A 24,633-nucleotide genomic window follows, 5' to 3' on the forward strand; every position below is an offset into this window, starting at 1 on the left:
GAAGAAACTTCTTCATGGCGGCTTTCGATTACCCCAAAAATGAAGGAGTGGCTTTTGTGGAGCAAGAAGAATTAATTGCGATTAGACGGCAACTACATCAAATACCTGAAATCGGTCTAGAAGAAAAGGAAACACAAGCCTTTTTACTTAATGAAATTGATAAAATGAAGCAACCTTATCTGCAAGTTCGAACATGGCAAACGGGGATTTTAGTCTTCATAGAAGGCAAAAATCCTCAGAAAACCATCGGCTGGCGTGCTGATATTGATGGTTTGCCTATTCAAGAGGAAGTGGTTTCTGCTTTTCAATCAAAACGACCAGGGTTTATGCATGCCTGTGGGCACGATTTTCACATGACAATCGGTTTAGGGGTTTTGAAAGAATTAAGTCAACAGCAACCAGACAATAACTTTTTATTTTTATTTCAACCTGCTGAAGAAAATGAAGCAGGGGGGATGTTGATGTATGAAGACCATGCGTTTGGTGAGTGGTTACCTGATGAATTTTATGCGCTTCATGTTAATCCTGATTTGCCAGTCGGAACTATTAGTACCAGAGTAGGGACATTGTTTGCTGCCACTTGTGAAGTGAACATTACCTTAAAAGGAAAAGGTGGACATGCGGCTTTTCCGCATCAAGCAAATGATATGGTCTTGGCGGCCACAAATTTAATTCAGCAAGCGCAAACGATCGTTAGTCGAAATGTTGATCCTGTGGTCGGGGCAGTCGTTACTTTTGGGACTTTTCATGCAGGGACTGCCTGCAATGTGATTGCCGAAGAAGCAACTTTATCTGGTACAATTCGCACATTGACAGCAGAAACGAATGAACAAACGCAGCGAAGAATTCGCGAAATTAGTGAAGGTATTGCGCAATCTTTTCAATGTGAAGTAACTGTTCATCTTGATCAAAAAGGGTATTTACCTGTAGTGAATGAGCCAGCATGTACCACGAATTTTATTGAATACATGAGCAAACAAGCAACAGTTCAATTTCAACAAGCACCGGTTGCAATGACAGGTGAAGATTTTGGCTATCTATTGTCTAAAGTCCCAGGCACGATGTTTTGGTTAGGCGTGGCAAGTCCTTATAGCCTTCATTCTGCCAAGTTTGAACCGAACGAAGAGGCGTTATTGTTTGGAGTGGAGGCAGTTAGTGGGTTTTTAAAATCATTGGACAATTAGAAAAACAGCCACCAGATAACTAATAAATATCTGGTGGCTGTTTTTTATTTTGCAATAATGGGCGTATTGGGAATCGTAAAACCGGCCTCTGTTAATGCTTTGATATATTGAGCTAGAAATTCTTCTTTGACCGCAAATTGTTTGCCGTTTAGTACATACATGGTCGTTCGCACCGCAAAGTTGCCATTGCCTAAATCAACCATACCAAAAATATCTGGCCCAGTTTGAATACTTTCGATATACTTTTCTTTTAACGTTTCATTGACTTCTGTAATCACTTCACAAATTTTTTCATAACCTTCTTCAGGATTGATGCGGACATCAATTAACACTTGCATATTGGCACGAGACAGGTTACTGATTGTGGTGATGTTTCGGTTTGGAATAAAATGAACAGTTCCATCAACCGCTTTAATTTGAGTGGTTCGTAATCCGACAGAAGTAACTGTTCCTTCAATATTTAACGCCAATAAGCGAATATAATCGCCTACATCCATTTGTTGTTCTAAAATAATGAAAAATCCGGTAATTAAGTCATTCATGAATCCTTGAGCCCCTAAACCAATGGCAACACCGGCAATTCCCGCTCCGGCTAATAATGAGCCAACAGGCACACCGACAATGGTCAAAAGAGAATAGATGAAGAAAAAGAACAGCGTATATTGAAATGCATTAATAATTAAAGTGTGTAACGTTTTTAAACGGCTTTCACTAAAATGTTGCTTTTTACTATAATTTGCATAGGTGCGATCAATTAAATATTTCCCGATTCGCTGAATAATAAAAAATAGAAAAATTAAAAATAAAATTGATAAACTTTTTTCAATTAAGGTAGCGACAATGGCATCCCAATTAATATTGTTCCAAAAGCGTTGTAGCGCGCTCACTTTTTTTACGGTCGCTTCTGCTAAATCAGGAGCAGAAGAATCGACTGTTTCAGTACTGGCTAAACCAAGTATCAACATAAAAATCCAACTTTCTCTAAAATTTCTTCTTTTAGTATACTAAATCTCTCGGCGAAAGGGGAAGAAAATAGAAAGTTTTTTTAAAGACTTAACATGTTTTTTTAGGAATGTTATAATTTTGTAAATAAATAATATATTTTATAATTTTGTTAAAGGTTGTGAGTGCTGCGTGAAAGTTTCAATTGAATGGGCAAAAAATGATTTACTTTCTAAATTACCTGTAACAATTTTTATTGATGAACGATGTGCCACTCGCTTGACGGCTGACAAGCGACGAACATTCATCTTCCATAATCCAGTCGCTTTACGATTAGGGAGTCGTTTTTTTAGTAGTCAGATAATCGAAATTGCGGAATCATGTACATTGAAAGTTTCCTTTAATTGGTCCTGTGTTTATCTCTTTTGTATCTGGTTACTTGCAGTTAAACTGTGGATTGGAAGCGTTAGCGGTCGAACAATTGTAGTTGTGGCACTAATCGGAGTGCTGACTTATTGGCGTCGTTATTTATTAAAAATAAAGAAAATGACCTGACAAGTCGTGATTGTTTCGTGAAAGAAGAATGCGTAGTATACTAAAAGTAATGAAAATGAAGGGACTGAAGAAACACATGACTTTGGATAAAACAAAAAAATTAGCAAATGGCAATGAAATGCCACGCTTAGGTTTAGGCGTTTGGCGTGTAGAAGATGGCTTAGAAGCAACAAATTCAGTAAAATGGGCTTTAGAAGCGGGTTATCGCTTGATTGATACGGCAGCCGTTTATAAAAACGAAGTAGGGGTGGGCGAAGGCATTCGTCAATCGGGTATTCCCCGCGAAGAAATTTTCGTGACGACGAAATTATGGAATGAAGATCAAGGCTATGAAAATGCGATTAAAGCGTTTGATAAAAGCTTAGAAAAATTAGGGTTAGACTATGTTGATTTATATTTAATTCACTGGCCTGTTGCTGGTAAATATAAAGAATCATGGAAAGCATTAGAAGAAATTTACGCAAGTGGTCGTGCCAAAGCAATTGGCGTTTCCAATTTTCATCAACATCATTTGGAAGATTTATTAACAGAAGCCAATGTTGTGCCAATGGTGGATCAAATTGAATTACATCCTACGTTAACACAAGAACCGCTACGAAAATATTTAGCCGAAAATAAGATTGCCGTGGAGGCTTGGTCTCCTCTAGGACAAGGTAATTTATTATCTGAACCAGTACTAGTGAAAATTGGTGAAAAATATGGTAAATCAGCGGCCCAAGTGATTATTCGTTGGCACTTACAAAATGATATTATCGTGATTCCTAAATCTGTTCACGAAAAAAGAATTCAGGAAAATTTTGCTGTCTTTGATTTTGAATTAACACCAGAAGAAATAACCGCAATTAATCAGTTAAATAAGGATCATCGTTTTGGTGCAGATCCAGATAATTTTGATTTTTAAGTATGATAGCAAGTAAAAACGGAGGGGCAAAAGACGTCCCTCCGTTTTTACTATAATTTTTGAACAAAGTAGTTAAAGAGTGCTTGGGATTTGGCATCACGTGCGTACATTAGTTCAGGATGCCATTGAACAGCTAATAAAGGCTGCTGTTCATTTGTTGATTCCACTGCTTCTGCAAGGCCATCAGAGGACCAAGCAGTAACGCGTAAATCTTTTCCTAAAGTATGTAGTGCTTGGTGATGGTACGAGTTGACTTGACCAGTTGTACCATATATGTTTGATAATTGACTGTCTGGTTCAACATCAATACGATGCGTCGCAAAGATTGGTTGAGTGGGTTGTTGTCCGTGCTTAACTGACCATTGAGGATACATCGATAAATCTTGATATAATGTGCCACCTAAAGCAACATTGACTAATTGCATTCCACGGCAAACCGCAAAAATAGGTTTGTTTTGTTTTAAGGCTTCTTCAATTAGGGCTAATTCAAACTCGTCACGATCACGATTCGTTTCTTCTAATTTTATATGGGGTTCTTGTCCGTAAAATTCAGGGGCAACATCTTGACCGCCTGCTAAAAGTAGTTTATCAATTTGTTGTATATACGTAGCGGCTAATTCTTTGGGGCCAATTGGCAAAACGAGAGGAACGCCACCTGCGGCTTGAACAGCGCTCACAAAACCTTGTGGGGTGTAAGTCACTTGGTTACCGTGAAACACTTCAGCCGCCTGCAAAAGTTGATTGCCAGCGATTCCAATAATTTTTTTTGTCATAATAACATCACATCCTCAATAAATTCATACGTTCTATTGTAGCACTTTTTTGAAAAAAGTGTTTGAGAAGAAGTCGAGACAAGTTTTGTCTCGGACAGCTCTCAAACACAAAAAACTCAGTAAGTGAACAAGTGAAACTTTTTAACGTTCACGAATGACTTCGATTTTATAACCATCTGGGTCGACAACAAAGTAATAAGATGGTGCAGTTCCAGGTAAGCCTTTTAAGTCAGTAACAGTTAAGCCAGCCGCTTGATGTTTTTCGTGTAATCCTTCTAAATCATCTGTACTGATGGCGATATGACCATAACCGTTTCCTAAATCGTATGCTTCATGATCATAATTATAAGTTAGTTCTAGTTCGTAGTCGTCTCCTGGTAAAGTTAAATAAACCAAAGTAAATTTATTTTCTGGAAAATCACGACGGCGACTTTCTTCAAAATTGAAGGCTTTTTGATAGAAATCTAATGATGCCTCTAAATCTTTTACACGCACACATGTATGAGCCATTTTCATAGTTAAAAACTCCCTTTCAAACTTAATTATATTTCCAACGTTAATAGTAGCATAGATAAACGTGAAATGTAGAGAAAAACGCTTGGTTTCTGACTTGTTCTAAAGGAATTTCTCAGGTAAAATAGATGAAAAGAGAAGAGGTGCGCCAATGAAAACGCCAACGTTTGGAAAAAGAGAAGAGACATTGACCTATCAAACAAGATATGCTGCATACATTATTGTTTCAAAGCCAGAAAATAACACAATGGTTCTGGTACAAGCGCCAAATGGAGCTTATTTTTTACCAGGAGGCGAAATTGAAGGCACCGAAACGAAAGAAGAAGCGATCCACCGAGAAGTGCTAGAAGAATTAGGAATTAGTGTAGAAATTGGCTGTTATTTAGGGGAAGCTGATGAATATTTTTATTCGAACCATCGCCAAACTGCCTATTATAATCCTGGCTATTTTTATGTAGCGAATACTTGGCGGCAACTTAGCGAACCCTTAGAAAGGACCAATACTTTACACTGGGTTGCACCAGAAGAAGCAGTCCGTTTATTAAAAAGAGGAAGCCACCGCTGGGCCGTTGAAAAATGGCTAGCGGCAGCATCATAAAATAACGAATAACCCTCAATCTATGTTGATTAGATTGAGGGTTATTGTTATTGAAAAGAATGTTTAAATTAAAACCATTTTTTCAATAATTTGAGCGACACCATCTTCGTCATTACTAGTGGTATGCACATCGGCAATTGTTTTAACATTTTCTGTCGCATTGCCCATCGCAACACCAATCCCAGCGTAATCAATCATGGATAAGTCATTTTCATTGTCACCAATGGCCATCACTTCGTCTTTATTTAAGCCTAAATGGTCTGCCAATTTTGCTAGAGCATTGCCTTTGCTAGCATTTTTATTCATGATTTCATAGTAAAAAGGTGTACTTTTAACAGTCGTATATTTTTCGGTAAAATGTAATGGTAATTTTGCAATGGCAGGATCTAAAACTTCCGGCTCATCAATCATCATCATTTTAATAATGTTCATCTCTGGTGTCATTTCATCCACCGTACGATATTTCAAAGGCATGTTCACTAAAGATGCTTCGTGAATCGTATATTTACCAATATTGCGATTGGCAGTGTAAATAGCGGAATCATCAATTGTGTGCAAGTGAGCGCCGACTTTACGAGAATACATTTCAATTTCTAAAAAATCCTCATAACTTAAGGTATAGCGTGAAATAATCGCATTATCTTTGGTTGCTTGGACAAGCGAACCGTTGTAGGTAATCACGAAATCATTTTCACCATATAAGGCTAATTCATCCAATTGTTCTTTCACGCCTGGCAAAGGACGGCCTGTACATAAAACAATACGAACGCCTTGCTCATTTGCTTTTTGGAGCGCTTCTTTGACCCGTGGGGTAATCTTGTGTTGTGAATTTAGCAATGTTCCGTCGATATCAATAGCAACTAACTTAATTGACATAGAATCCTCCTAGAAAACCTATTTTTTTAAAACTAACGCACCATTATGAATGTAACTTGAAAACTCACGATACGTCTCATCAAATAAATCGTAATGTTTTTTATTTCCTTGGTCAAGCATTTCTTTAGGGAAATAGAAACGTTCATCTCCTTGACTTTGACCAGCAAGTGCTGCAACTAGGGGACTGACCGTTGCCAATTCCACTAATGAGCCATCTTTTTGCATCAATTCAATTTGTGTACGATGACGGTCTTTATTTGGACGATAAAAATCGTAAGGTAAATCATAGCTTGAATTAATGGCAGTATAATATTTAGGGTTGAAACCAACTTTTTCAATCAATTCCCTTAAATAAGCAATCGTTGCTGCGCTCTCTTTTTCGTTCGTAAAGGTGGCTGACTTCAGAGGCTTACGCATAAGGAAACGTTTGGCTAAATCACCTAGAATTGAATCAGGCACATCCATCCATTGTGTAAAGTACGTAGAGAGGACGCCATCATCCAATTTTAAATATTCTTGTAAGGTGAAGTCCCCTTTAAAGAATGGTACAAGCAGAGAGGCTTGTAAATCATAGTCAAATTCAGGGTTTTCAAATAATTCTTTCGCTCGATGCAATAAATGATCAAGAATCACTTCCATCCCACGAGAAACAGGGTGGAAATAGACTTGGACATACATTTGGTAACGACTAACGATATAGTCTTCCACCGCATGCATCCCATTCATAGCAAAGGCAATGCCTCCTTTGTAGGGTCGAATCACACGTAAAATTCTAGTTAAATCGAAAGTTCCGTATTCCGTCCCTGTAAAGTATGCATCACGTAACAGATAGTCCATGCGATCGGCATCAATTTGACTAGAAATCATTTGCACCACTTGAGGATTTGGGTATTGTTTAGTAATAACGCTGGCGACTTTTTCAGGAAAATCTGCCGAAACACGATTTAAAATTTGATAGACTTCCGTTTCTGGTGAGGTGATGATTTGGACCGTGATTGCTTCATGGTTTGTATCAAAAATATGCTCGAATGTATGTGAATAAGGACCATGACCGACATCATGTAATAAAGCTGCGCAAAGTGTAATCAAGCGCTCGTCGTCATTCCAGCCGTTTTCACCTAATCGTTCCACAGAGTAGTTACGTTGGAAAATCTCACAAATCCGACGTGTAATTTCGTAAACACCCAAAGAATGGGAAAAACGACTATGTTCGGCACCGTGAAACGTAAAAGAAGAAGTACCTAGTTGCTTAATGCGACGTAATCGTTGCACTTCAGCAGAATTAATAAGGTCTAAAATCACTTGATGTTGGACATGAATATAATTATGGACGGGATCACGGAAAACTTTTTCGATTGGTAATCGTTGCTCTTTATACGGAATCGTCATACGATCTCTCCTTTAATTAAGGCGTTTCGTTGCGCCATTTTTTCCAGCTGGACAGTTAAATTTGTTTGGAACCATTCTGAGGTTATAATTGGTTCGGTTAAGTTTGGATCAATAGATTTTTCAAATTGTTGAGGTAATGCTTCGATTAAACGGGTTTTTACGGCGTCTATTGTTAATGGAGTCTCAATCAGGGTTTCTAAATTTGCCATCACTGCTGGATCAACGGGTGGATAGCCATTTTCACCAAATTGTTCTTGTAAGCCAGCAAGGTAAAAGTCTCGCACCACTTCTCCACGAGCAAGTTGATTGCCGTTAACGCTGATGTAAATCATGACAGCAATACCGTCTTTGACGCGTCGTTGGGCAATCCCAGCAAACTTTTGACCGCCAATACTTAAATCATAAGTACCGGGACAATAGGATGTAGTAATTTCAAAGGCGTCAATCTCTTTCTCCGGAAAACTCTGACGGAGCCAAGCCCACATTAATTCATAAGCCGCATCGATACTTAATTTGTGTTCAGAATTATTTGGTAAAATAAGTGAAACATTTAAAATACCCGAATCGGCAATCACCCCTAAACCGCCGGCATTGCGAACGACTACAGAATAATCGTTTTCTTGCAGAGAAGTGATGCCTTCTTTTAGATGTGGTACACGGGTATCTTTCATGCCAAGAATCATTGCTTGATCCAATTGCCAGAAATGAATGATTGGTTGGTGCTGCATTCCTGAAAAAGTAGTTAAAACATCGGTCAAGGCAAAAGGTAAAAAATAGTCACTGTTTGTTAAACAACCTGAATCAAGGAGCATAAATGATTCGGTGTGAAGGGGAAAAGTTGTGCTCATAAAAAACGTCCTGTCTATTTATAATTACGTCATTTAATACGTTTATTTTCTTACTCTCTCTTATATTATATACAAAAAACGCAAAAAAGCATGTTATATAAACGAATTCTGAAGGAATTCTCTAAAATAGTAAACGGTTTTCTTATTAAATAGATGAAACAAATGCTTGCAACCCGTGAAAAGAGCTTATACAATAAGAAAAGGTACATAAACAAGGAAAAATTGACTTTAGTTGACAAATATATTGAAAAAGTCAACAATAAGAAAGTTATATTTTGGAAAAGGAGTGACCATTATGGATTTATCAACAGGCGTTCCTGTATCGATTCAACTAAAAACGATTGTCCAACAAGGCAACGAACAAAAAGATTTTTTCTTTGACTTAGAAGGTCAATTAGTAAAAATGGGTGATACATTATACATTCGTTACAAAGAAGAATTATTAGAGGATACAGAACCAACCCCCGTAACCATTAAAATTGAACCAGACGGGCATGTTCAGCTGATTCGTGCCGGCGAATTACGGATGCGTTTAAGATTTGGCTATCAGGAAAAATTAGATACAAGTTATCGAACCCCTTATGGCTTGCTACAGATTAGTACGTTTACACATAATTTGCGTGTTAGTTTAAAAGATCAACCAATGTCTGGTAAGATTTTAGTTGATTATGATTTATACTCTCAAACAGAGCGAATCGGAGAATATCATTTAGAATTAGAATTTACTGCATAAATATTGCAGAATAGAATTGATTTTTTTTCAATGTTTTTGTATGATAAGGAGTAGACTGTGAAAGGACGTGTACCTCTTGGAAATTAATGTATTTGAAGGGTTAAACAAAAAAGAATTATCCATGATTGAAGTAGCACACGCTATTTTAGAACAACATGCAGATGTAATGGATTTTTCTGATTTAGTTAACCAAATCCAAAATTATCTTGGCAAGTCTGATAGTGAAATTCGTGACCAATTAGCACAATTTTATACAGATTTAAACATCGACGGTAGCTTTATCTCATTGGGAGACAATCGTTGGGGCTTACGTTCATGGTATCCAATCGATTCAATCGATGAAGAAGTTACACATGGTTTGGAAGAAGACGAAGAAGATGCACCACGTCGTAGAAAACGTAAAAAAGTAAATGCCTTCATCACTAATCCAAACGATGAAGATGTAATTGACTATAACGATGACGATCCAGAAGATGCTGAATTAACAAATGATGATGAAGAAGACATCTTGTACGATGATGAAGAAGATGAAGATGAAGAAATCAAAGCATACAACTCTGACTTACAAGAGATTGGTGCAGATTCAGACGATGATGAAGAAGACATTCCGCAAATCGAAGAAGATTTAACGATCATTGATGACGATGATGTTGAAGATGAAGACGATTTTGATGACGAATATTCTGAAGAGTAAGAAACCAAAAAGCTTGATTCCTAAGAAGGAGTCAAGCTTTTTAGTTGAATGCTTAAGAAAAATGAGAAAATAGAAAAAATTATTTTCTTGAATAGAAGTACTTGACCTGATGTCCGTTTGCTTGTATTATACTACTTGGGCACCTTTAAGAAGGTCAGAAGTTTGAACGAACTTACAAGCTCCCTATTCGTAATGGATAGGGAGCTTTTCTATTTTTGTTTCTTTTTTATTTGGAGAAACGTAAGAGTCTCAAAGTTGTTTTACTTCTCTCTACAAAATATTATCAAAGAAAGGGTTTTTAACTATTATGACAAAATACATCTTTGTTACAGGTGGCGTGGTTTCTTCTATTGGAAAAGGGATTGTCGCAGCATCTTTAGGACGATTATTAAAAAATCGTGGATTAAAAGTTACGATTCAAAAATTCGATCCATATATTAATGTGGATCCGGGGACAATGAGTCCTTACCAACATGGAGAGGTTTTTGTCACAGATGATGGTGCCGAAACAGATTTGGACTTAGGTCACTATGAACGTTTTATTGATATTAACTTAAATAAATACTCAAACGTAACCACTGGGAAAATTTATTCAGAAGTCTTACGTAAAGAACGTAAAGGGGAATACTTAGGTGCAACAGTGCAAGTTATTCCACACATTACCAATGAAATCAAAGAAAAAATCATGCGTGCAGCGAAAATGACGGATGCCGATGTGATTATCACAGAAGTAGGTGGTACTGTCGGCGACATCGAATCATTACCTTTCCTAGAAGCATTGCGTCAAATGAAAGCTGATATGGGTAGTGACAACGTAATGTACATCCATACAACCTTGATTCCTTACTTAAAAGCGGCTGGTGAAATGAAAACTAAACCAACACAACATAGTGTCAAAGAATTAAGAAGTTTAGGGATTCAACCAAATATTTTAGTGGTCCGTACAGAATTACCTGTTTCTCAAAACACTAAAAACAAATTAGCACAATTCTGTGATGTTAATCCGGAAGCGGTAATTGAATCTCGTGATGTTGAAACATTGTACTCCATTCCATTAGCACTTCAAGCACAAAACATGGATCAAATTGTTTGTGATCATTTAAAATTGGATGCACCGGCTGCAGACATGACTGAGTGGCGTGCATTAGAAGAAAAAGTTCTTAACTTGAAAAAGAAAACAAAAATTGCGCTGGTTGGTAAATATGTTGAATTACCAGATGCCTATATTTCTGTTGTAGAAGCATTAAAACATGCTGGGTTTGATTTTGATTCAGATATCGAAATTGATTGGGTTGATTCACAAGAATTAACTGCTGAAAATGTCGCTGAAAGAATTGGTTCAGCAGATGGTATTTTGGTTCCTGGTGGTTTTGGTGATCGTGGAATTGAAGGAAAAATTGAAGCGATTCGTTTTGCTCGCGAAAATGACGTACCATTCCTTGGTATTTGTTTAGGTATGCAAATGGCCTGTGTAGAATTTGGTCGTAACGTTGTGGGCTTAGAAGATGCTGGTTCTGCAGAAACTAATCCTGACGTGACAAATAACATTATTGATTTAATGGCAGATCAAGAAAACATCGAGAATTTAGGTGGCACACTACGTTTAGGTTTATATCCATGTAAATTGAAAAAAGGAACGAAAACTGCGGCAGCATACGGAAATGAAGATGTTGTCCAAGAACGTCACCGTCATCGTTATGAATTTAACAACAAATATCGTCAATTATTTGAAGAAAATGGCTTAGTTTTCTCTGGAGTTTCACCAGATAATCGTTTAGTTGAGATTGTTGAAATTCCTGAAAAACAATTCTTTGTGGCTTGTCAATTCCACCCAGAATTAATTTCTCGTCCAAATCGCCCACAACGCTTAATCAAAGGATTTGTTGGTGCAGCTTTGGCAAATAAAGAAAGTAAATAAGCAAAAATGGACGAAGTGATTCAGTTCACTTCGTCCATTTTTAATCTAAAAAAGTACGGGGCTCATGGTGAGCCCCGTACTTTTTATGCTGCTTTATTTTCATCTGGTTTAGAACTACTTTCAGGTGGTTGCGGCGGTTCTTGTGAACTAGAACTTGATGGTTCAGGTGGTTGTTCCGATGTTGCCGGTTGCTCTGCTGAGGAAGAGCTTGCCGGTTGTTCGGTTGAGGGTGGCGCTTCAGAGGAAGAAGGCGCACTTTCTGAACTAGAACTTGATGAACTTTCCGCTTCTTTTGTGGAAGAGGATTCCACCGTACTGCTAGATTCCGGCTGTGGTGCTGAAGAGGTAGTACTTGGTAAAACTTGTACATTTGGTACCTCATAGGCATCTTTCACGTATAATTCATTACCTACCCGCACAACACTGTCTGGCTGCACCCAGTCATCGTTTGAAACATTTTGAGACAAGTAACTCATTATTTCACGATAAACATCCGAGGCAATCCCATAGTATTCTTGATAGATTGGTGTATTTCGATCATTGTATCCAGTCCAAACAGAAACGGCATAGTGTGTTGTATAACCAACAAAGGTACTATCCGGGGCAATTCCTTTTTCTGTTGTGCCCATTCGCGCTAAATCTTCATCAGTATAGTTAGAAGTCCCTGTTTTGGCCGCTTGGATTAAGCCTGGAATGGCGCCGTTAAATCCTGTTCCGCCGTTTAAAACATCTTTTAACATATCCGTCATCATATAGGCGGTAGAGTCTTTCATTGCACGTTTGCCATCAGGTTGATAATCAACGCTAGTTCCATCATTGAAAACGACTTTGTTTACGTAATACGGTTTGTTGTATATCCCGTTATTGGCGAAAGCCGCATAAGCTGCTGCTAACTTCAATGAGGAAATTCCATATTTATCGCCATCTACATCGCTTGTGTTACTTGAAATGGCATTCGAGGCTTCTAAGTTTTTATAGTCAATTCCTAGTCCTTTAATGAAAGGCATGATGTTTTCTTTACCAACTTCATCAAACGTCTGGACCGCGGTTGTGTTACGAGAACCCATAATCGCACGGCGCATAGTAATGACGCCTTGATATGTTAAATCAGAGTTGAAGACATCAATGTCGGTACCAGGATATTTCGTTGGTTTATCCACCATGAGGCGACCTGTCGAATAATTTAAATTCTCAATTGCGGGACCATAATCCATGATTGGTTTCACGGTTGAACCAACATCACGTTGGGTGTTAACAGCTAAATTGTTTCCTAATTGCACATCATCAGGAATGTGACGACCACCAATTTGTGCTCGGACTTGTCCAGAGGCAACATCAATAACGGTTGAAGCCACTTGCATTTTATCATCTGGAAACGCAACGTATTGATCACTGTTGACAATATCGTAAAGTTGTTTTTGGGCATTCATATCTAAGTTTGTGTAGATATCTAGTCCGTCTGTGTAAACATTTTTACCAGTTTTTGCTTTCACTTCATTGATTACTTCTTTGACGTAATTATCTACGACTTTTCGATTGTCATCACTGGCTTTTAATGGCACTAAGCCTTCATCGATTGGGGTAGCTTTGGCTTTTTCGTACTCTGCTTTCGAGATTTTTTTATTGTCGTACATTGTGTAGAGTACAACATCCCGGCGTTCTTTAGCAGTATCTGGTTTTGTATAGGGATCGTATGAGTTTGGCGCTTGTGGCATTCCTGCCAGTAGGGCCGTTTGTGGTAAATCAAGTTCAGATAAATGTTTACCATAATAATTTTCAGCCGCTGTTTCCATTCCATAGAAACCATTCGCCATGTAGACTTTGTTAATGTAGTAAGTTAAAATTTCTTCTTTTGATTTTTCACGTTCTAAACGAACAGCCATCCATGCTTCTTGTGCTTTCCGTTTCAAGGTTTGGTCAGATTCTTTTGTAGAGAAGTAGGACAATTTAATTAATTGTTGGGTTAAGGTACTTCCGCCTTGTAATCCACCATTTTTGACATTTGAAAGAGCAGAACCGATAATCCGAATCGGATCCACACCAATGTGTTTATAGAAACGACGGTCTTCGACAGAAACAATGGCATCTTTTAATAATTGAGGCACATCATTTGGTTGAATTAATTCACGCTTTTCTGCGCCTAAATCCTCAAAAATTTCATTATTAATATCGTAAAGCTTCGATGAAACTGTCGCATTCAGTTTGTCATCTTCTAATTTTGGGGCTTGTCGTGCATAGAACCAAAAAAGACCAACGCCTGCTAAAAAAGCGACCATCCCAGCGATAAGTAAGCCAAGAAAGATTTTTAAAACAAGCCGTTTTTTCTTTTTCGGCGGTTGTGTCTTTTTCTTGTAACTCGACTTCGATGAGGTGTTGGATGCATGTCTAGCAGCTCGCGAGCCTGAATTTGCGGTTGGCATAAATAGCAACTCCTTTGTTATACTTTCAAAACTTTATGAATCTAGTGTGTCTGAATATATTGTTCCACTGCGTCGAGATAAGGGATTCGCGGTGCGATTCCAAAAGATAATTCAATTCCTTCTTTCTCGATGAGTGCAAGCGGCATAGATTTTTTTCCAGTAACTGCTTGGTTTTTCCAATGCGTTATTAGATTTTCACCACTAAAAAAGAAGCAGCGTTTTAAGCTTGAAAACCATAATAGCACAAAACAAATCCCTTGTTGTGCTATACATTGTTCCATATGATCAATTTGATGTTGATGAAAATTTTTAAAGGGAAAGGACGTGGTATTTTTCGTTTCTTTCGCTTCAAAATCTATGTAACGGCCTTGATATACACCGTTATAATCAGTCGTTGAAGCTTGTCTAAAGTAGGCCTCCTTAATAACAGCCGCACTTCGTTTGGGGTAATCTACTTTAACAATTTGAACAGGAGTGGGTTTCTTATGAACGACTGCTTGCTTATTCAATAGATAATATTGATTGCTTTGATTGATCGCTTCTTCGAAATCCATCCCACGATTACCAAATTCAACGGGGCGTTTCTTTTTTACTTGTTTTTTTGGTGATTGTGCTTCATGATGATTATAAGGTATTCCGTTAGGATAATGGAACGTCACGTTTATCACACTCCTAGCCTGTATTATACCAAAAAAAAGACCTGAAAGAAAAGGGATGACTTATGGAAATGATAAAAACCCTCTATGTCACCGGTTATCGCAGCTTTGAATTGGGGATATTTCAAGGAAAAGACCCGAAAATCACAGTTATTAAAAATGTCTTAAAAAAAGAGTTAGCCAGTTATATTGAAGCGGGAGTAGAATGGATTTTGATTTCTGGCAATTTAGGTGTTGAACTTTGGACAGCTGAAGTAGTTGGGGAATTAAAAATGGAATATCCAGAAGTTCAGCTAGGTTTGCTTTATCCATTTAAAGACTTTGGCAATAATTGGAATGAACAAAATCGAGAACTGTTATCGAAAGCGGAAAGTTTGGCTGATTATATCAACTCAGTAAGTCACCAGCCCTATCAATCGCCAGCACAATTAAAAATGCATACAAAATTTCTTTTGGAACATTCTGGAGGCAGCTTACTTATTTATGACAAAGAGTACTCTGGCAAAACGGAGTATTTTTTAAAGGATGCACAACATTTTTCGGAACGAGAACCCTATGATATTCGCTTAATTACAATGGATGATTTACAAAACTCGGTGATTGATTAGAGAATCTGTTTGATTTTCTAGCTATTTTTCGTTACAATAGTATTTGTGGAACTATGAAATTTTCTATCGTAAATAAACAAATGAGGTGTAAACATGGCAAATTTAGTATATAGTCCTAAAGACATTTTACAAAAAGAATTTAAAACGAAAATGATGAACGGGTATGACCCAATTGAAGTAGACGAATTTTTAGACAATGTTATTAAAGACTACGAAGCTTATAATAAAGAATTATTAAGCTTGCAAGAAGAAAACAGCCGCTTAATGGCAAAATTAGACCAATTATCAAAAGCCCAACCAACGCCTCGTGTTGCTCAAGAAGTACCAAAAAGTGCAGCAGTGACCAACTTTGATATTTTAAAACGTTTATCAAACTTAGAGCGTGAAGTTTTTGGTAAAAAGTTAGATGAAACACCTTCAACACCTGTAACGCCTTCCGCACCGTCAATGACTGCAGAACCAGCGAACCATGATGTTGATAATGCACAAACACGTCAATTTTAACAAGACAATTTAAGTCAAGTTTTCACGAGGAACAAAAAGCATTTGTTAGAATAGCGGACACTTGTTGTAGTGTGTAAATTTTTGCTGTTCGTTTAAACAGATTTGTAATTTTCGGGTGATCGCGGTTTGCTTTTGCAAGCTGAGGAAAGTCCATGCTCGCACAAGCTGAGATGCTTGTAGTGTTCGTGCTTAGCGAAATCATAAGCTAAGGTACTCTTTTAGAGTAACGGCAGGAAAAATGACTAAGGTTTCGACTATGTCAAAGTATCCTTGAAAGTGCCACAGTGACGAAGCGATGTGGGAAACTCCATCGGTGGAACGCGGTAAACCCCTCGAGCGAGCAACCCAAACAATGGTAGGGGCGCTCTTCTAAAGGAAATGAACGAGTAGAAGAGGCAGAGTTTACTCTGCAGATAGATGATGACCGTCACCAATTTTTCCTGAAGAATTGGTGATACAGAACATGGCTTATAGAAAATTACAAGTAATTCAGGAAGACCTTCCAACGTAGTTGTGAAGGCTTTTTTTACGAAAAGAATAAAAAAATGTTAAAATAAAGAAACTGAGATAAAAGTAGTAAGCTGTCTGTTCTAAAGAGGCCGGGACAGGACCGTTTAGTTCAGAGAAAGCGGACAATTATAAAAAACAAGCGGAGCAGTAGTCGGCAGGACTGTTAGCTCCAGACAATAAAAAAGAGTCAAGAAGGAGTTTTTATGACGAAAGAAAAAACATTCAAACTTGTTGCAACGGCTGCTAGTGGCTTAGAAGCATTAGTTGGAAAAGAATTGCGTGATTTAGGGATTCCCTGTGAAGTAGAAAATGGCCGGGCCGTCTTTGAAGGCACTGTTGAAACAATTGCTACTGCCAATTTATGGCTACGGACAGCAGATCGGATTAAAATCGTCGTTGGCGAATTTAACGCCTATAGTTTTGATGAATTATTTGAAAAAGTTAAAGCACTTCCTTGGGAAGATTATTTGCCTTTAGATGCAGAATTTCCAGTTGCAGGTAAATCAATTAAGTCAAAATTGTATAGTGTTCCTGATTGCCAAGCCATCACCAAAAAAGCCATTGTTAACCGTTTAAGAGAAGTTTACCATCGTCCAGCGACGGTGCCTTTAACCGAAACAGGAGCTTTGTTTAAATTAGAAGTGGCTCTTCTAAAAGATAAAGTGACGTTGACGTTGGACACGACTGGGCCAAGTTTATTTAAACGAGGCTATCGCATTGAAAAGGGGGGCGCACCTCTTAAGGAAAACATGGCAGCTGCTTTAGTGATGTTGACCAATTGGCGCAAAGATCGTCCTTTTTATGATCCAGTTTGTGGTTCTGGAACGATTTGTATTGAAGCAGCATTAATTGGCCATAACATTGCTCCTGGCTTTAATCGTAGTTTTACTTGTGAAACATGGGATTGGGTTGATCCAGCAATTTTTGAAAAAGTACGTAACGAAGCCGAGGCAAAGGCAGACTACGATGTTGAATTAGATATCTGTGGTTCAGATGTTGATGGGCGAATGATTGAAGTCGCACGAGCGAATGCTGAGGAAGTTGGTTTAGGTGATTCAATTACCTTTAAACAATTGGCCTTAAAAGATTTTACAACCGAGAAGGAATATGGTGTAATGGTAGCTAACCCGCCTTATGGTGAGCGTTTAGGAGAAGAGGAAAGTGTTCGCCGTTTGTATAAAGAAATGGGCCATGTTTTCCGTCCGTTAACTACTTGGAGCAAGTATATACTGACGAGTGATCTTGCTTTTGAAGAATATTATGGTGCCAAAGCTACTAAAAAACGGAAGCTTTACAACGGAGCCTTACGAACAGATTTATTCCAATACTGGGGAACACGCCCACCAAGAAAACCAAGGGAAGACTAAGAAAGCTGGTGTAAAAAAATGAAGGAAGCTGTATTTTTACAAGAAGTGAAAGAAATTCAATTACTAAAAAATGCCTTGACATTATTAGACTGGGATTCATCAACTGGGATGCCAGAAAAAAGTAGTCCTTTTCGAGGAGAAGTAGAAGGGTATTTAACCGGATTATATTTTGAACGAAGTATTGGCCCAGTTATTCAAGAAGCATTGGCCTATTTTGAGACACGCCCTGAAGAATTATCTGAATTAGGGAAACTGGTTTTTGAAAAAGTAAAAGAAGAATATGCTTTGAATAAAAATGTTCCAGCTGAACGTATGCAAGAATATGTTAAAGTATTAAACCAAGCACATACAGATTGGCTAAAAGCACGCGCTGCACAAGATTTCGGCTTGTTAGAAGAAACCTTAACGAAGGTCGTTGCGTTCCAAAAAGAGTTCATTCCTTATTGGCAAAAAGAAGAAAAAACACCGTACGATGTGTTATTAAATCAATTTGAACCAGGGATGACGGTTGAGAAGCTAGACCAAGTATTCGACCAAGTAAAACAAGGGATTCAAGAAATTCGGACCGTTTTAGCGGAAAAAGGTACGCCGCCTAGAACTGACTTTTTATCTAGAAAAATGACCAAAGAACAACAACGCCGTTTTGTGATTGGTGTGGTTGAACAATTAGGCTATGATTTTTCAAAAGGCCGATTAGATGATACAGTTCATCCTTTTATGACAGCTCTAAATCGAAATGATGCGCGGATTACTACGCGCTGGGAAGAAAATAATTTCTCAATGGCAACATTTGGTGTGATTCATGAAGCGGGTCATGGGATGTATGAACAAAATTTTGATCCTAAATTTGACTTTACGCCGCTAAGCGAAGGTGCCTCTATGGGGATTCACGAATCACAATCGCTCTTTAATGAAATTATCATTGGTAGCAACCGGGCTTTTTGGCAAAAACAATACCCGTTTTTCCAAGACTGCGCAGAAGGTACTTTTGATGATATTGCTTTTGAAGATTTCTATGCTTCTTTAAAAGAAATGAAAGCAAGTTTGATTCGGATTGATTCCGATAGTCTCACCTATCCTTTGCATATCATTATTCGTTATGAAATTGAAAAAATGTTATTTAATGGTTCTTTGGAAGTCGCTGATTTGCCAAAAGTGTGGAACGAAAAATACCAAGAGTACTTAGGCGTATCACCTGAAAATGATTTAGAAGGTGTCCTTCAAGATGTTCATTGGTCTGGAGGTAGCTTTGGTTATTTCCCATCTTATGCCTTGGGTTATATGTACGCCGCGCAACTATTTCACGCAATGAAACAAGAATTATCTGTTGATGAAATTTTAGCTTCGGAGGATTATTCTGATATCCGTAAATGGTTAACACAACATATTCATCAGTACGGCGCTTCACGTAAACCAAATCAATTAATTTATGATGCAACGGGAGAAGAATTGAATCCTAGTTATTTAATTGATTATATGAAAGCTATTTATTTTGATGTTTATCAAGTGCAATAAGTGAAACAAGCAAGGGGAAGTGGACAACAACAATGTTATCAATTCGTGAATATTTAGAAGCTGGTGAAACAACAATCTCAAACTTACTATTTGATCATTACCAAAAAATTGGTTTGAAAGATGATGAATTTCTCTTTTTACTGCAACTTTTTCGTTCGCAAAATGCAGGCGATTTATTTCCAGACTTAATGGCGATTGCAGAGACGATGGGTAAAACGCCAGATACGATTTATAAGTTGTTAAATCAATTGGTTTCTCGCGGATTTATTCGAATTGAAACACAACAAAACCAAAAAGGTCAAATGATGGATACGTATGATTTACTGCCTGTTTTTCAAAAGATTCAATTATTTTTACAAACGAGCAAAGAAAAACAAGTTGTCGCAAACCACGAAGATGAAATTAAACAGCTTTACCAAGGCTTTGAAAAAGAATTCGGACGTCCACTTTCACCAATTGAATTAGAAATGATTGGTCAGTGGTTGAACACGGACCATTATTCCCCTGAATTAATCCGGTTAGCGTTGCGAGAAGCTGTTTTAAATCAGGCGTATAGTTTGAAATATATTGATCGTATTTTACTTGCGTGGGAGCGTAAAAATATTACCACCAAAGAACAAGTTGCTGCTGATCAGAAAAAACGAAAAGATTCTATGATTCAAAATGAGATTGAACAACAAGGTCAGACACAAGAATCGTTGCCAAAGGTTACATTACACAATTGGTTAAATCCAGAAGACAGTGAATAAAAAGGAGGTGGGCCATGCTATCAAAAGAGAAAACAATGGAAGCTATTGAAATTATGTATGAGATGTTTCCAAATGCAGAATGTGAATTAAAACATAAGAATCCTTTTGAATTATTAATTGCTGTGATTTTAAGTGCGCAAGCAACCGATGTATCGGTAAATAAAGCGACTCCTGGTTTATTCGCAGCTTTTCCAACACCAGAAGCTTTAGCAGCTGCGCCGGTGGAGGAGATTATTGCTAAAATAAAAACCATTGGCTTATATCGCAATAAAGCAAAAAATATTAAAGCGTGCGCACAACAACTTTTAGAACGTTTCAATGGAGAAGTTCCGCAAACCAGAGATGAACTGGTCAGTTTACCTGGCGTGGGGAGAAAAACAGCCAATGTAGTAATGGGAGATGCTTTTGGTGAACCGGCTTTTGCAGTAGATACACACGTGGAACGAGTGTCCAAGCGCCTTAGAATTTGTAAGCTAAATGCGAATGTTACTGAAGTTGAGCAGACCTTAATGCGTAAAGTTCCAAAAGAACTCTGGGTGAAAACGCACCATACCATGATTTTCTTTGGGCGTTATCACTGCCTAGCAAGAGCGCCTAAATGTGAAGCCTGTCCGCTACTCTATATGTGTCAAGAAGGCAAAGAACGGATGAAAGGGAAATAACATATTTTTTCCTAAAAAAGCGAGCCACAAGTCCAACCGACTTGTGGCTCGCTTTCTTTTTTGATTTTTAAGAAACGCAACAAATGATTGCGGTTTCTTAAAAATTGATTTAGTATAGACAGTGTGGTATATACTAGAGAATTTATTTTTTTGAAGAAAGATAGGCGATGAAATGACAGAAAATGCACCCAAATTTAAGCAAATTTCTGCAGAAATTGAAAAGAAGATTAGAGACGGTCTGTATGTAAGTGCACAAAAATTACCTTCAGAATATGATTTAGCTAAAGAATATAACTGCAGTCGCTTGACCATCCGTAAAGCGATTGATGATTTGATCCGCAAAAATATTTTGGTAAAACGACATGGTAAAGGTAGTTATGTGATGTCGCAAGCGAAAATTCAAAGTGGTCGCGCTGGCTTACAAGGTTTTACTGAGGCAGCCAAAGCTTACGGGAAAAAAAGCCAGACAGAAGTCATTTCCTTTGAAGAAGTAGTACATCCCGCTGAAAAAATTCGGGAGGCGCTCCAAGTGGGCAAAAATGAGGCAATTTATGAACTGATTCGCCGCCGAATGTTAGACGGCGAGCCAATGACAGTTGAAAAAATTTATTTGCCACAGGCATACGTACAAGGCCATACGAAGCAAGACTTCGAGGGCTCTCTTTTCTGCTTAATCGAGAAGAACGTCGAGATTGCTTATTCGCATCAAGAAATTGAAGCAATCTTAGTTGAAGCGGAAATTTCAGAATTATTGAATGTTCCTGTGGGCCAACCACTTTTACAAGTCCACTCTATCACTTATGCGCTTGATGCAACTCCTATTTTATATGATGTCTCTTTATATCGAGCAGATCGGTACACGTTTAAAAACACACTGACCCGCTATAGCCCGTCTGAAAACAACCAAGTGGAGCTAGGAGGTTCTTGGAACGAATGAAGATCAAAGAAGAAATAGCCGCTCAAAAAGATTTATTTTATGAAGACTTAAACAAAATTATCGCGATTCGAAGTGTGAAAGGGTCGCCTAAAAAAGAGGCACCTTTTGGCGAAGGACCGAAAAGAGCCTTGGAAGAAACGTTGAAACTTGCAGAGCGTTATGGCTTTCAAACTGAGATTGTCAATGACGCAGTTGGCTATGCGCAATGGGGAACAGCGGAAGAATATCTGGGGATTATTGGTCATTTAGACGTAGTACCAGAAGGTTCTGGCTGGTCAGTGCCACCCTTTCAATTAACGAAAAAAAATCAACGTTTGTATGGTAGAGGAATTCTAGATAATAAAGGTCCTATCTTGGCTTGCCTGTATGGAATGAAATTACTGAAAGAACTTGGTTACCAACCAAAGAAAACCATTCGCTTAATGTTTGGCACGGATGAAGAAAGTGGGAGTGGAGATATCCCCTTATATTTAGAGAAGGAAAACGCACCCGTTTTTGGATTTACTCCAGATTGTAAATATCCAGTAGTTTATGGGGAGCGAGGGATTGTTAATTATGAGATCACAACGACCATCCCAGATGATTCAAGTGAACAAATTGGTCAGATTATAGGTGATCAAGCAAAAGACCACGTACCTGATCAATTAAGTGTGGTGATTGCGGGAAAAACAACAGCAATCACGGGAAAACGTGCTCCTTCCAATGCGCCAGAACTAGGCAAGAACGCGATTACTTTATTGGCACAGAAAATTAGCGAGGGACAGTTAGTCAAAGGAATTTTATTACAGTATTTCGACTGGTTAACCGCTAGTTTTCACGAAAAGCACTATGGCGAAGGAGTAGCTCTGGACTTTAAGGATCAGGATAGTGGGCAATTGATTTTAACGCCCTATGCGTTGGAAAAACGAGGACAGCAATTGGTGTTATCATTGGCCGTGCGTTATCCTGTTTCTATTACAGAAAACGAAGTAACCACGCAGCTAACGAAGGCACTATTTCCAGAAAGTGAAGTGACCGTCATCCGCCTCCTCCCTAGTACGCTGTTTCCAAAAGATGAGCGCAATGTTCAAAAATTAACCAAGGTTTATGAACAAATTACTGGCTTAGATGGGACGCCAGTCACAACTACAGGTGCTACGTATGCTCGTTTTATGCCGAATATCGTTGCTTTTGGTCCATCATTTCCTGGTCAAAAAGGCATTGCGCATAATCAAGATGAATATATGGATGAAAAAGATTTACTGCTTAATCTGGAAATCTATATGCAAGCGATGATTGCATTAACAGAAGCATAAAACCAATAGAAGATACACGTATGAGAAGAAGCCAATGTGTTTCGTAGAGGTCGCATACGTGTATCTTCTATTTTTCTGTATAAAATTTCATTTTCAGTATATACAAAACAGTATATACTAGTTTATAATGGTGGAGAAATGTAAGCGTTAACGAAAGGGCGGATGGAAAATGACTTGGGGTGCAATTGCGACATGGCGGATGGCACATGATGGGTTACTAAAAGCTGCAGAAGAATTACAACAAGGAGGTGCTGCAGGCACGGCCGTGGAACAATTAATTAAAGAAGTAGAAGACTATCCTTTTTATAAGTCAGTGGGCTACGGCGGTTTACCTAATGAGGAAGGGATTTTAGAAATGGATGCTGCCTATATGGATGGAGACACATTTGCAATTGGTGCTGTGGCAGGAATTACAGATGTTAAAAATCCGATTTCAGTGGCTAAAGCATTAAGTAAAGAGAAGTTTAATAGTTTTCGTGTTGGCGCAGGTGCAACGAAATATTCAATGTTGCACGGTTTTGAAAGAAAGAATATGTTGACAGAACGCGCTAATCAATGGTGGCAAAAGCGTTTAAAAGAAATTCAGGAAAATCAGTTGAACCCCTATGATGGGCATGATACCGTCGGCGCTATTACGTTAGACCAAACAGGATCAATGGCAGCTGGCACTTCCAGTTCGGGACTCTTCATGAAAAAAGCAGGACGTGTTGGTGATTCACCACTGTCAGGTTCTGGTTTTTATGTTGATAGCGAAATTGGTGGTGCTGCGGCTACAGGATTAGGTGAAGATTTAATGAAAGGCTGTCTTTCTTATGAAATCGTCCGTTTAATGGGGGAAGGGTGCTCGCCACAACAAGCATGTGATCAAGCCGTCTATGCTTTTCATGAAAAATTGACCCAACGTTATGGGAAAGCAGGAGCTTTTTCACTAGTGGCCATGAACAAACAGGGAGACTGGGGCGTAGCTACGAATGTGGAATTTACTTTTACGGTTGGTACTGATATGCAGCAACCAGAAATCTATATTGCAAATCCAGGCAAGAATCATACCACAGAGATTCAGCCGATTTCACAAGAATGGTTAGCAGCCTATGAAAAAAGAATCAAAGCACCAATTGAATAAATGAGGAGAGTGAAGGAACATGAGTAAAAAACAAATTTATCTTTTTTGTGATGCAGGAATGTCTACAAGTATTATGGTTAATAAAATGATGGAAGTGGTGGAAAAACATCAAATGCCTTTAATGATTACTGCTTTTCCTATTGCAAGAGCACAAGAAGTGGTTGAAGCAGAGAAGCCTGTTGCTATTTTATTAGGACCACAAGTCCGTTTTTTATTAGAAAAAACAAAAGAACAATTTGCTCCTCAAGGGATTCCTGTCGCTGCAATTGCGCCAGAAATTTATGGCATGATGGATGGCGAAAAAGCATTGAAAGAAGCGCTGCGGTTAATTAAGCAAAATAAAAAATAATAGATAGGAGTGAC

At 38.2% G+C, this 24,633-nt stretch carries 25 protein-coding genes and 1 other RNA gene; 18 read left to right on the forward strand and 8 right to left on the reverse strand.

Annotation, left to right across the window (positions count from 1 at the left end):
* Positions 1 to 14 precede the first annotated feature (14 nt).
* Positions 15 to 1,184 (forward strand): N-acetyldiaminopimelate deacetylase, encoded by a 1,170-nt coding sequence (locus IGL56_RS04530; RefSeq protein WP_002386002.1) that lies wholly within the window; start codon positions 15 to 17, stop codon positions 1,182 to 1,184.
* 44 nt (positions 1,185 to 1,228) lie between these two features.
* Here IGL56_RS04530 and IGL56_RS04535 read toward each other — a convergent pair whose 3' ends face one another.
* Entirely contained in the window at positions 1,229 to 2,149 is a 921-nt protein-coding gene (locus IGL56_RS04535; RefSeq protein ID WP_002382128.1) for a mechanosensitive ion channel family protein, read from the reverse strand.
* 169 nt (positions 2,150 to 2,318) lie between these two features.
* Between IGL56_RS04535 and IGL56_RS04540 the strand changes: the two genes are divergently transcribed.
* A complete protein-coding gene (locus IGL56_RS04540) occupies positions 2,319 to 2,681 on the forward strand; it encodes a hypothetical protein (protein WP_002358008.1) in 363 nt (120 codons plus the stop codon).
* Between the two features lie 28 nt (positions 2,682 to 2,709).
* The gene (locus IGL56_RS04545; RefSeq protein ID WP_002386000.1) at positions 2,710 to 3,582 is read left to right on the forward strand and encodes an aldo/keto reductase; all 873 of its coding nucleotides are present in this window, start codon (positions 2,710 to 2,712) and stop codon (positions 3,580 to 3,582) included.
* A gap of 50 nt (positions 3,583 to 3,632) precedes the next feature.
* Here the strand turns inward: IGL56_RS04545 and IGL56_RS04550 are convergent, their stop codons facing one another.
* Together IGL56_RS04550 and gloA are read right to left on the reverse strand one after the other, a co-directional pair.
* Positions 3,633 to 4,355, reverse strand: a complete 723-nt coding sequence (locus tag IGL56_RS04550) for a gamma-glutamyl-gamma-aminobutyrate hydrolase family protein (RefSeq protein WP_002358005.1) — start codon at positions 4,353 to 4,355, stop codon at positions 3,633 to 3,635.
* A gap of 141 nt (positions 4,356 to 4,496) precedes the next feature.
* Positions 4,497 to 4,871: a lactoylglutathione lyase gene (gene gloA / locus IGL56_RS04555; protein WP_002358003.1), complete on the reverse strand. Its 375-nt coding sequence runs from the start codon at positions 4,869 to 4,871 to the stop codon at positions 4,497 to 4,499.
* 148 nt (positions 4,872 to 5,019) lie between these two features.
* Between gloA and IGL56_RS04560 the strand changes: the two genes are divergently transcribed.
* Positions 5,020 to 5,466, forward strand: a complete 447-nt coding sequence (locus IGL56_RS04560; protein ID WP_002358001.1) for an NUDIX hydrolase — start codon at positions 5,020 to 5,022, stop codon at positions 5,464 to 5,466.
* A gap of 63 nt (positions 5,467 to 5,529) precedes the next feature.
* Here the strand turns inward: IGL56_RS04560 and yidA are convergent, their stop codons facing one another.
* From yidA to IGL56_RS04575, 3 genes are read right to left on the reverse strand one after another with little or no spacing between them, the layout of a single operon-like run.
* A complete protein-coding gene (gene yidA / locus IGL56_RS04565) occupies positions 5,530 to 6,342 on the reverse strand; it encodes a sugar-phosphatase (protein WP_002358000.1) in 813 nt (270 codons plus the stop codon).
* An 18-nt stretch (positions 6,343 to 6,360) separates the two neighbouring features.
* Entirely contained in the window at positions 6,361 to 7,731 is a 1,371-nt protein-coding gene (locus IGL56_RS04570; RefSeq protein ID WP_002357999.1) for a dNTPase, read from the reverse strand.
* Positions 7,728 to 8,543: a lipoate--protein ligase family protein gene (locus IGL56_RS04575; protein ID WP_002385999.1), complete on the reverse strand. Its 816-nt coding sequence runs from the start codon at positions 8,541 to 8,543 to the stop codon at positions 7,728 to 7,730. The genes IGL56_RS04570 and IGL56_RS04575 overlap by 4 nt, the downstream gene beginning before the upstream one ends.
* Before the next feature lie 331 nt (positions 8,544 to 8,874).
* Here IGL56_RS04575 and IGL56_RS04580 point away from each other — a divergent pair, with 331 nt between their 5' ends.
* The 3 genes from IGL56_RS04580 (at position 8,875) to IGL56_RS04590 (ending at position 11,924) form a co-directional block, all read left to right on the forward strand.
* Entirely contained in the window at positions 8,875 to 9,312 is a 438-nt protein-coding gene (locus tag IGL56_RS04580; RefSeq protein WP_002382132.1) for a DUF1934 domain-containing protein, read from the forward strand.
* Between the two features lie 76 nt (positions 9,313 to 9,388).
* Positions 9,389 to 10,006, forward strand: coding sequence for a DNA-directed RNA polymerase subunit delta (gene rpoE, locus IGL56_RS04585; protein ID WP_002357996.1), 618 nt, complete (start codon positions 9,389 to 9,391; stop codon positions 10,004 to 10,006).
* Between the two features lie 307 nt (positions 10,007 to 10,313).
* Positions 10,314 to 11,924, forward strand: coding sequence for a CTP synthase (locus IGL56_RS04590; RefSeq protein WP_002357995.1), 1,611 nt, complete (start codon positions 10,314 to 10,316; stop codon positions 11,922 to 11,924).
* An 83-nt stretch (positions 11,925 to 12,007) separates the two neighbouring features.
* Here IGL56_RS04590 and IGL56_RS04595 read toward each other — a convergent pair whose 3' ends face one another.
* Both IGL56_RS04595 and recU read right to left on the reverse strand, forming a co-directional pair.
* Positions 12,008 to 14,344 carry a PBP1A family penicillin-binding protein gene (locus IGL56_RS04595; RefSeq protein WP_002360569.1) on the reverse strand — a complete coding sequence of 779 codons (2,337 nt, stop codon included), beginning with the start codon at positions 14,342 to 14,344 and terminating at the stop codon, positions 12,008 to 12,010.
* 41 nt (positions 14,345 to 14,385) lie between these two features.
* Positions 14,386 to 15,003 (reverse strand): Holliday junction resolvase RecU, encoded by a 618-nt coding sequence (gene recU / locus IGL56_RS04600; RefSeq protein WP_002388848.1) that lies wholly within the window; start codon positions 15,001 to 15,003, stop codon positions 14,386 to 14,388.
* 62 nt (positions 15,004 to 15,065) lie between these two features.
* Between recU and IGL56_RS04605 the strand changes: the two genes are divergently transcribed.
* The 11 genes from IGL56_RS04605 (at position 15,066) to IGL56_RS04655 (ending at position 24,619) form a co-directional block, all read left to right on the forward strand.
* Positions 15,066 to 15,608, forward strand: a complete 543-nt coding sequence (locus IGL56_RS04605; RefSeq protein WP_002357991.1) for a DUF1273 domain-containing protein — start codon at positions 15,066 to 15,068, stop codon at positions 15,606 to 15,608.
* A gap of 93 nt (positions 15,609 to 15,701) precedes the next feature.
* Complete coding sequence (gene gpsB / locus IGL56_RS04610; RefSeq protein WP_002357990.1) at positions 15,702 to 16,112, forward strand: cell division regulator GpsB; 411 nt, start codon at positions 15,702 to 15,704, stop codon at positions 16,110 to 16,112.
* Between the two features lie 107 nt (positions 16,113 to 16,219).
* An RNA gene (gene rnpB, locus IGL56_RS04615) (RNase P RNA component class B) lies at positions 16,220 to 16,588 on the forward strand.
* Positions 16,589 to 16,825: 237 nt separating this feature from the next.
* Positions 16,826 to 17,989 (forward strand): THUMP domain-containing class I SAM-dependent RNA methyltransferase, encoded by a 1,164-nt coding sequence (locus IGL56_RS04620; protein ID WP_002357989.1) that lies wholly within the window; start codon positions 16,826 to 16,828, stop codon positions 17,987 to 17,989.
* A gap of 18 nt (positions 17,990 to 18,007) precedes the next feature.
* A complete protein-coding gene (locus IGL56_RS04625; RefSeq protein WP_010815954.1) occupies positions 18,008 to 19,504 on the forward strand; it encodes a carboxypeptidase M32 in 1,497 nt (498 codons plus the stop codon).
* Positions 19,505 to 19,536: 32 nt separating this feature from the next.
* The gene (locus tag IGL56_RS04630; protein WP_002357986.1) at positions 19,537 to 20,253 is read left to right on the forward strand and encodes a DnaD domain protein; all 717 of its coding nucleotides are present in this window, start codon (positions 19,537 to 19,539) and stop codon (positions 20,251 to 20,253) included.
* Between the two features lie 14 nt (positions 20,254 to 20,267).
* Positions 20,268 to 20,915 (forward strand): endonuclease III, encoded by a 648-nt coding sequence (gene nth, locus IGL56_RS04635; RefSeq protein WP_002357985.1) that lies wholly within the window; start codon positions 20,268 to 20,270, stop codon positions 20,913 to 20,915.
* A gap of 172 nt (positions 20,916 to 21,087) precedes the next feature.
* Positions 21,088 to 21,852 carry a GntR family transcriptional regulator, LSA1692 subfamily gene (locus IGL56_RS04640; protein ID WP_002357984.1) on the forward strand — a complete coding sequence of 255 codons (765 nt, stop codon included), beginning with the start codon at positions 21,088 to 21,090 and terminating at the stop codon, positions 21,850 to 21,852.
* Positions 21,849 to 23,147, forward strand: coding sequence for a Sapep family Mn(2+)-dependent dipeptidase (locus tag IGL56_RS04645; protein ID WP_065813712.1), 1,299 nt, complete (start codon positions 21,849 to 21,851; stop codon positions 23,145 to 23,147). Before IGL56_RS04640 ends, IGL56_RS04645 begins: the two co-directional genes overlap by 4 nt.
* Positions 23,148 to 23,316: 169 nt before the next feature.
* A complete protein-coding gene (locus IGL56_RS04650) occupies positions 23,317 to 24,270 on the forward strand; it encodes a N(4)-(beta-N-acetylglucosaminyl)-L-asparaginase (protein WP_002357982.1) in 954 nt (317 codons plus the stop codon).
* A 19-nt stretch (positions 24,271 to 24,289) separates the two neighbouring features.
* Positions 24,290 to 24,619 carry a PTS sugar transporter subunit IIB gene (locus tag IGL56_RS04655; protein WP_002357981.1) on the forward strand — a complete coding sequence of 110 codons (330 nt, stop codon included), beginning with the start codon at positions 24,290 to 24,292 and terminating at the stop codon, positions 24,617 to 24,619.
* The last annotated feature ends 14 nt before the right edge of the window (positions 24,620 to 24,633 follow it).

This window comes from Enterococcus sp. DIV1316a (genome assembly GCF_050536915.1).
GTDB classification, from domain to species: domain Bacteria; phylum Bacillota; class Bacilli; order Lactobacillales; family Enterococcaceae; genus Enterococcus; species Enterococcus faecalis.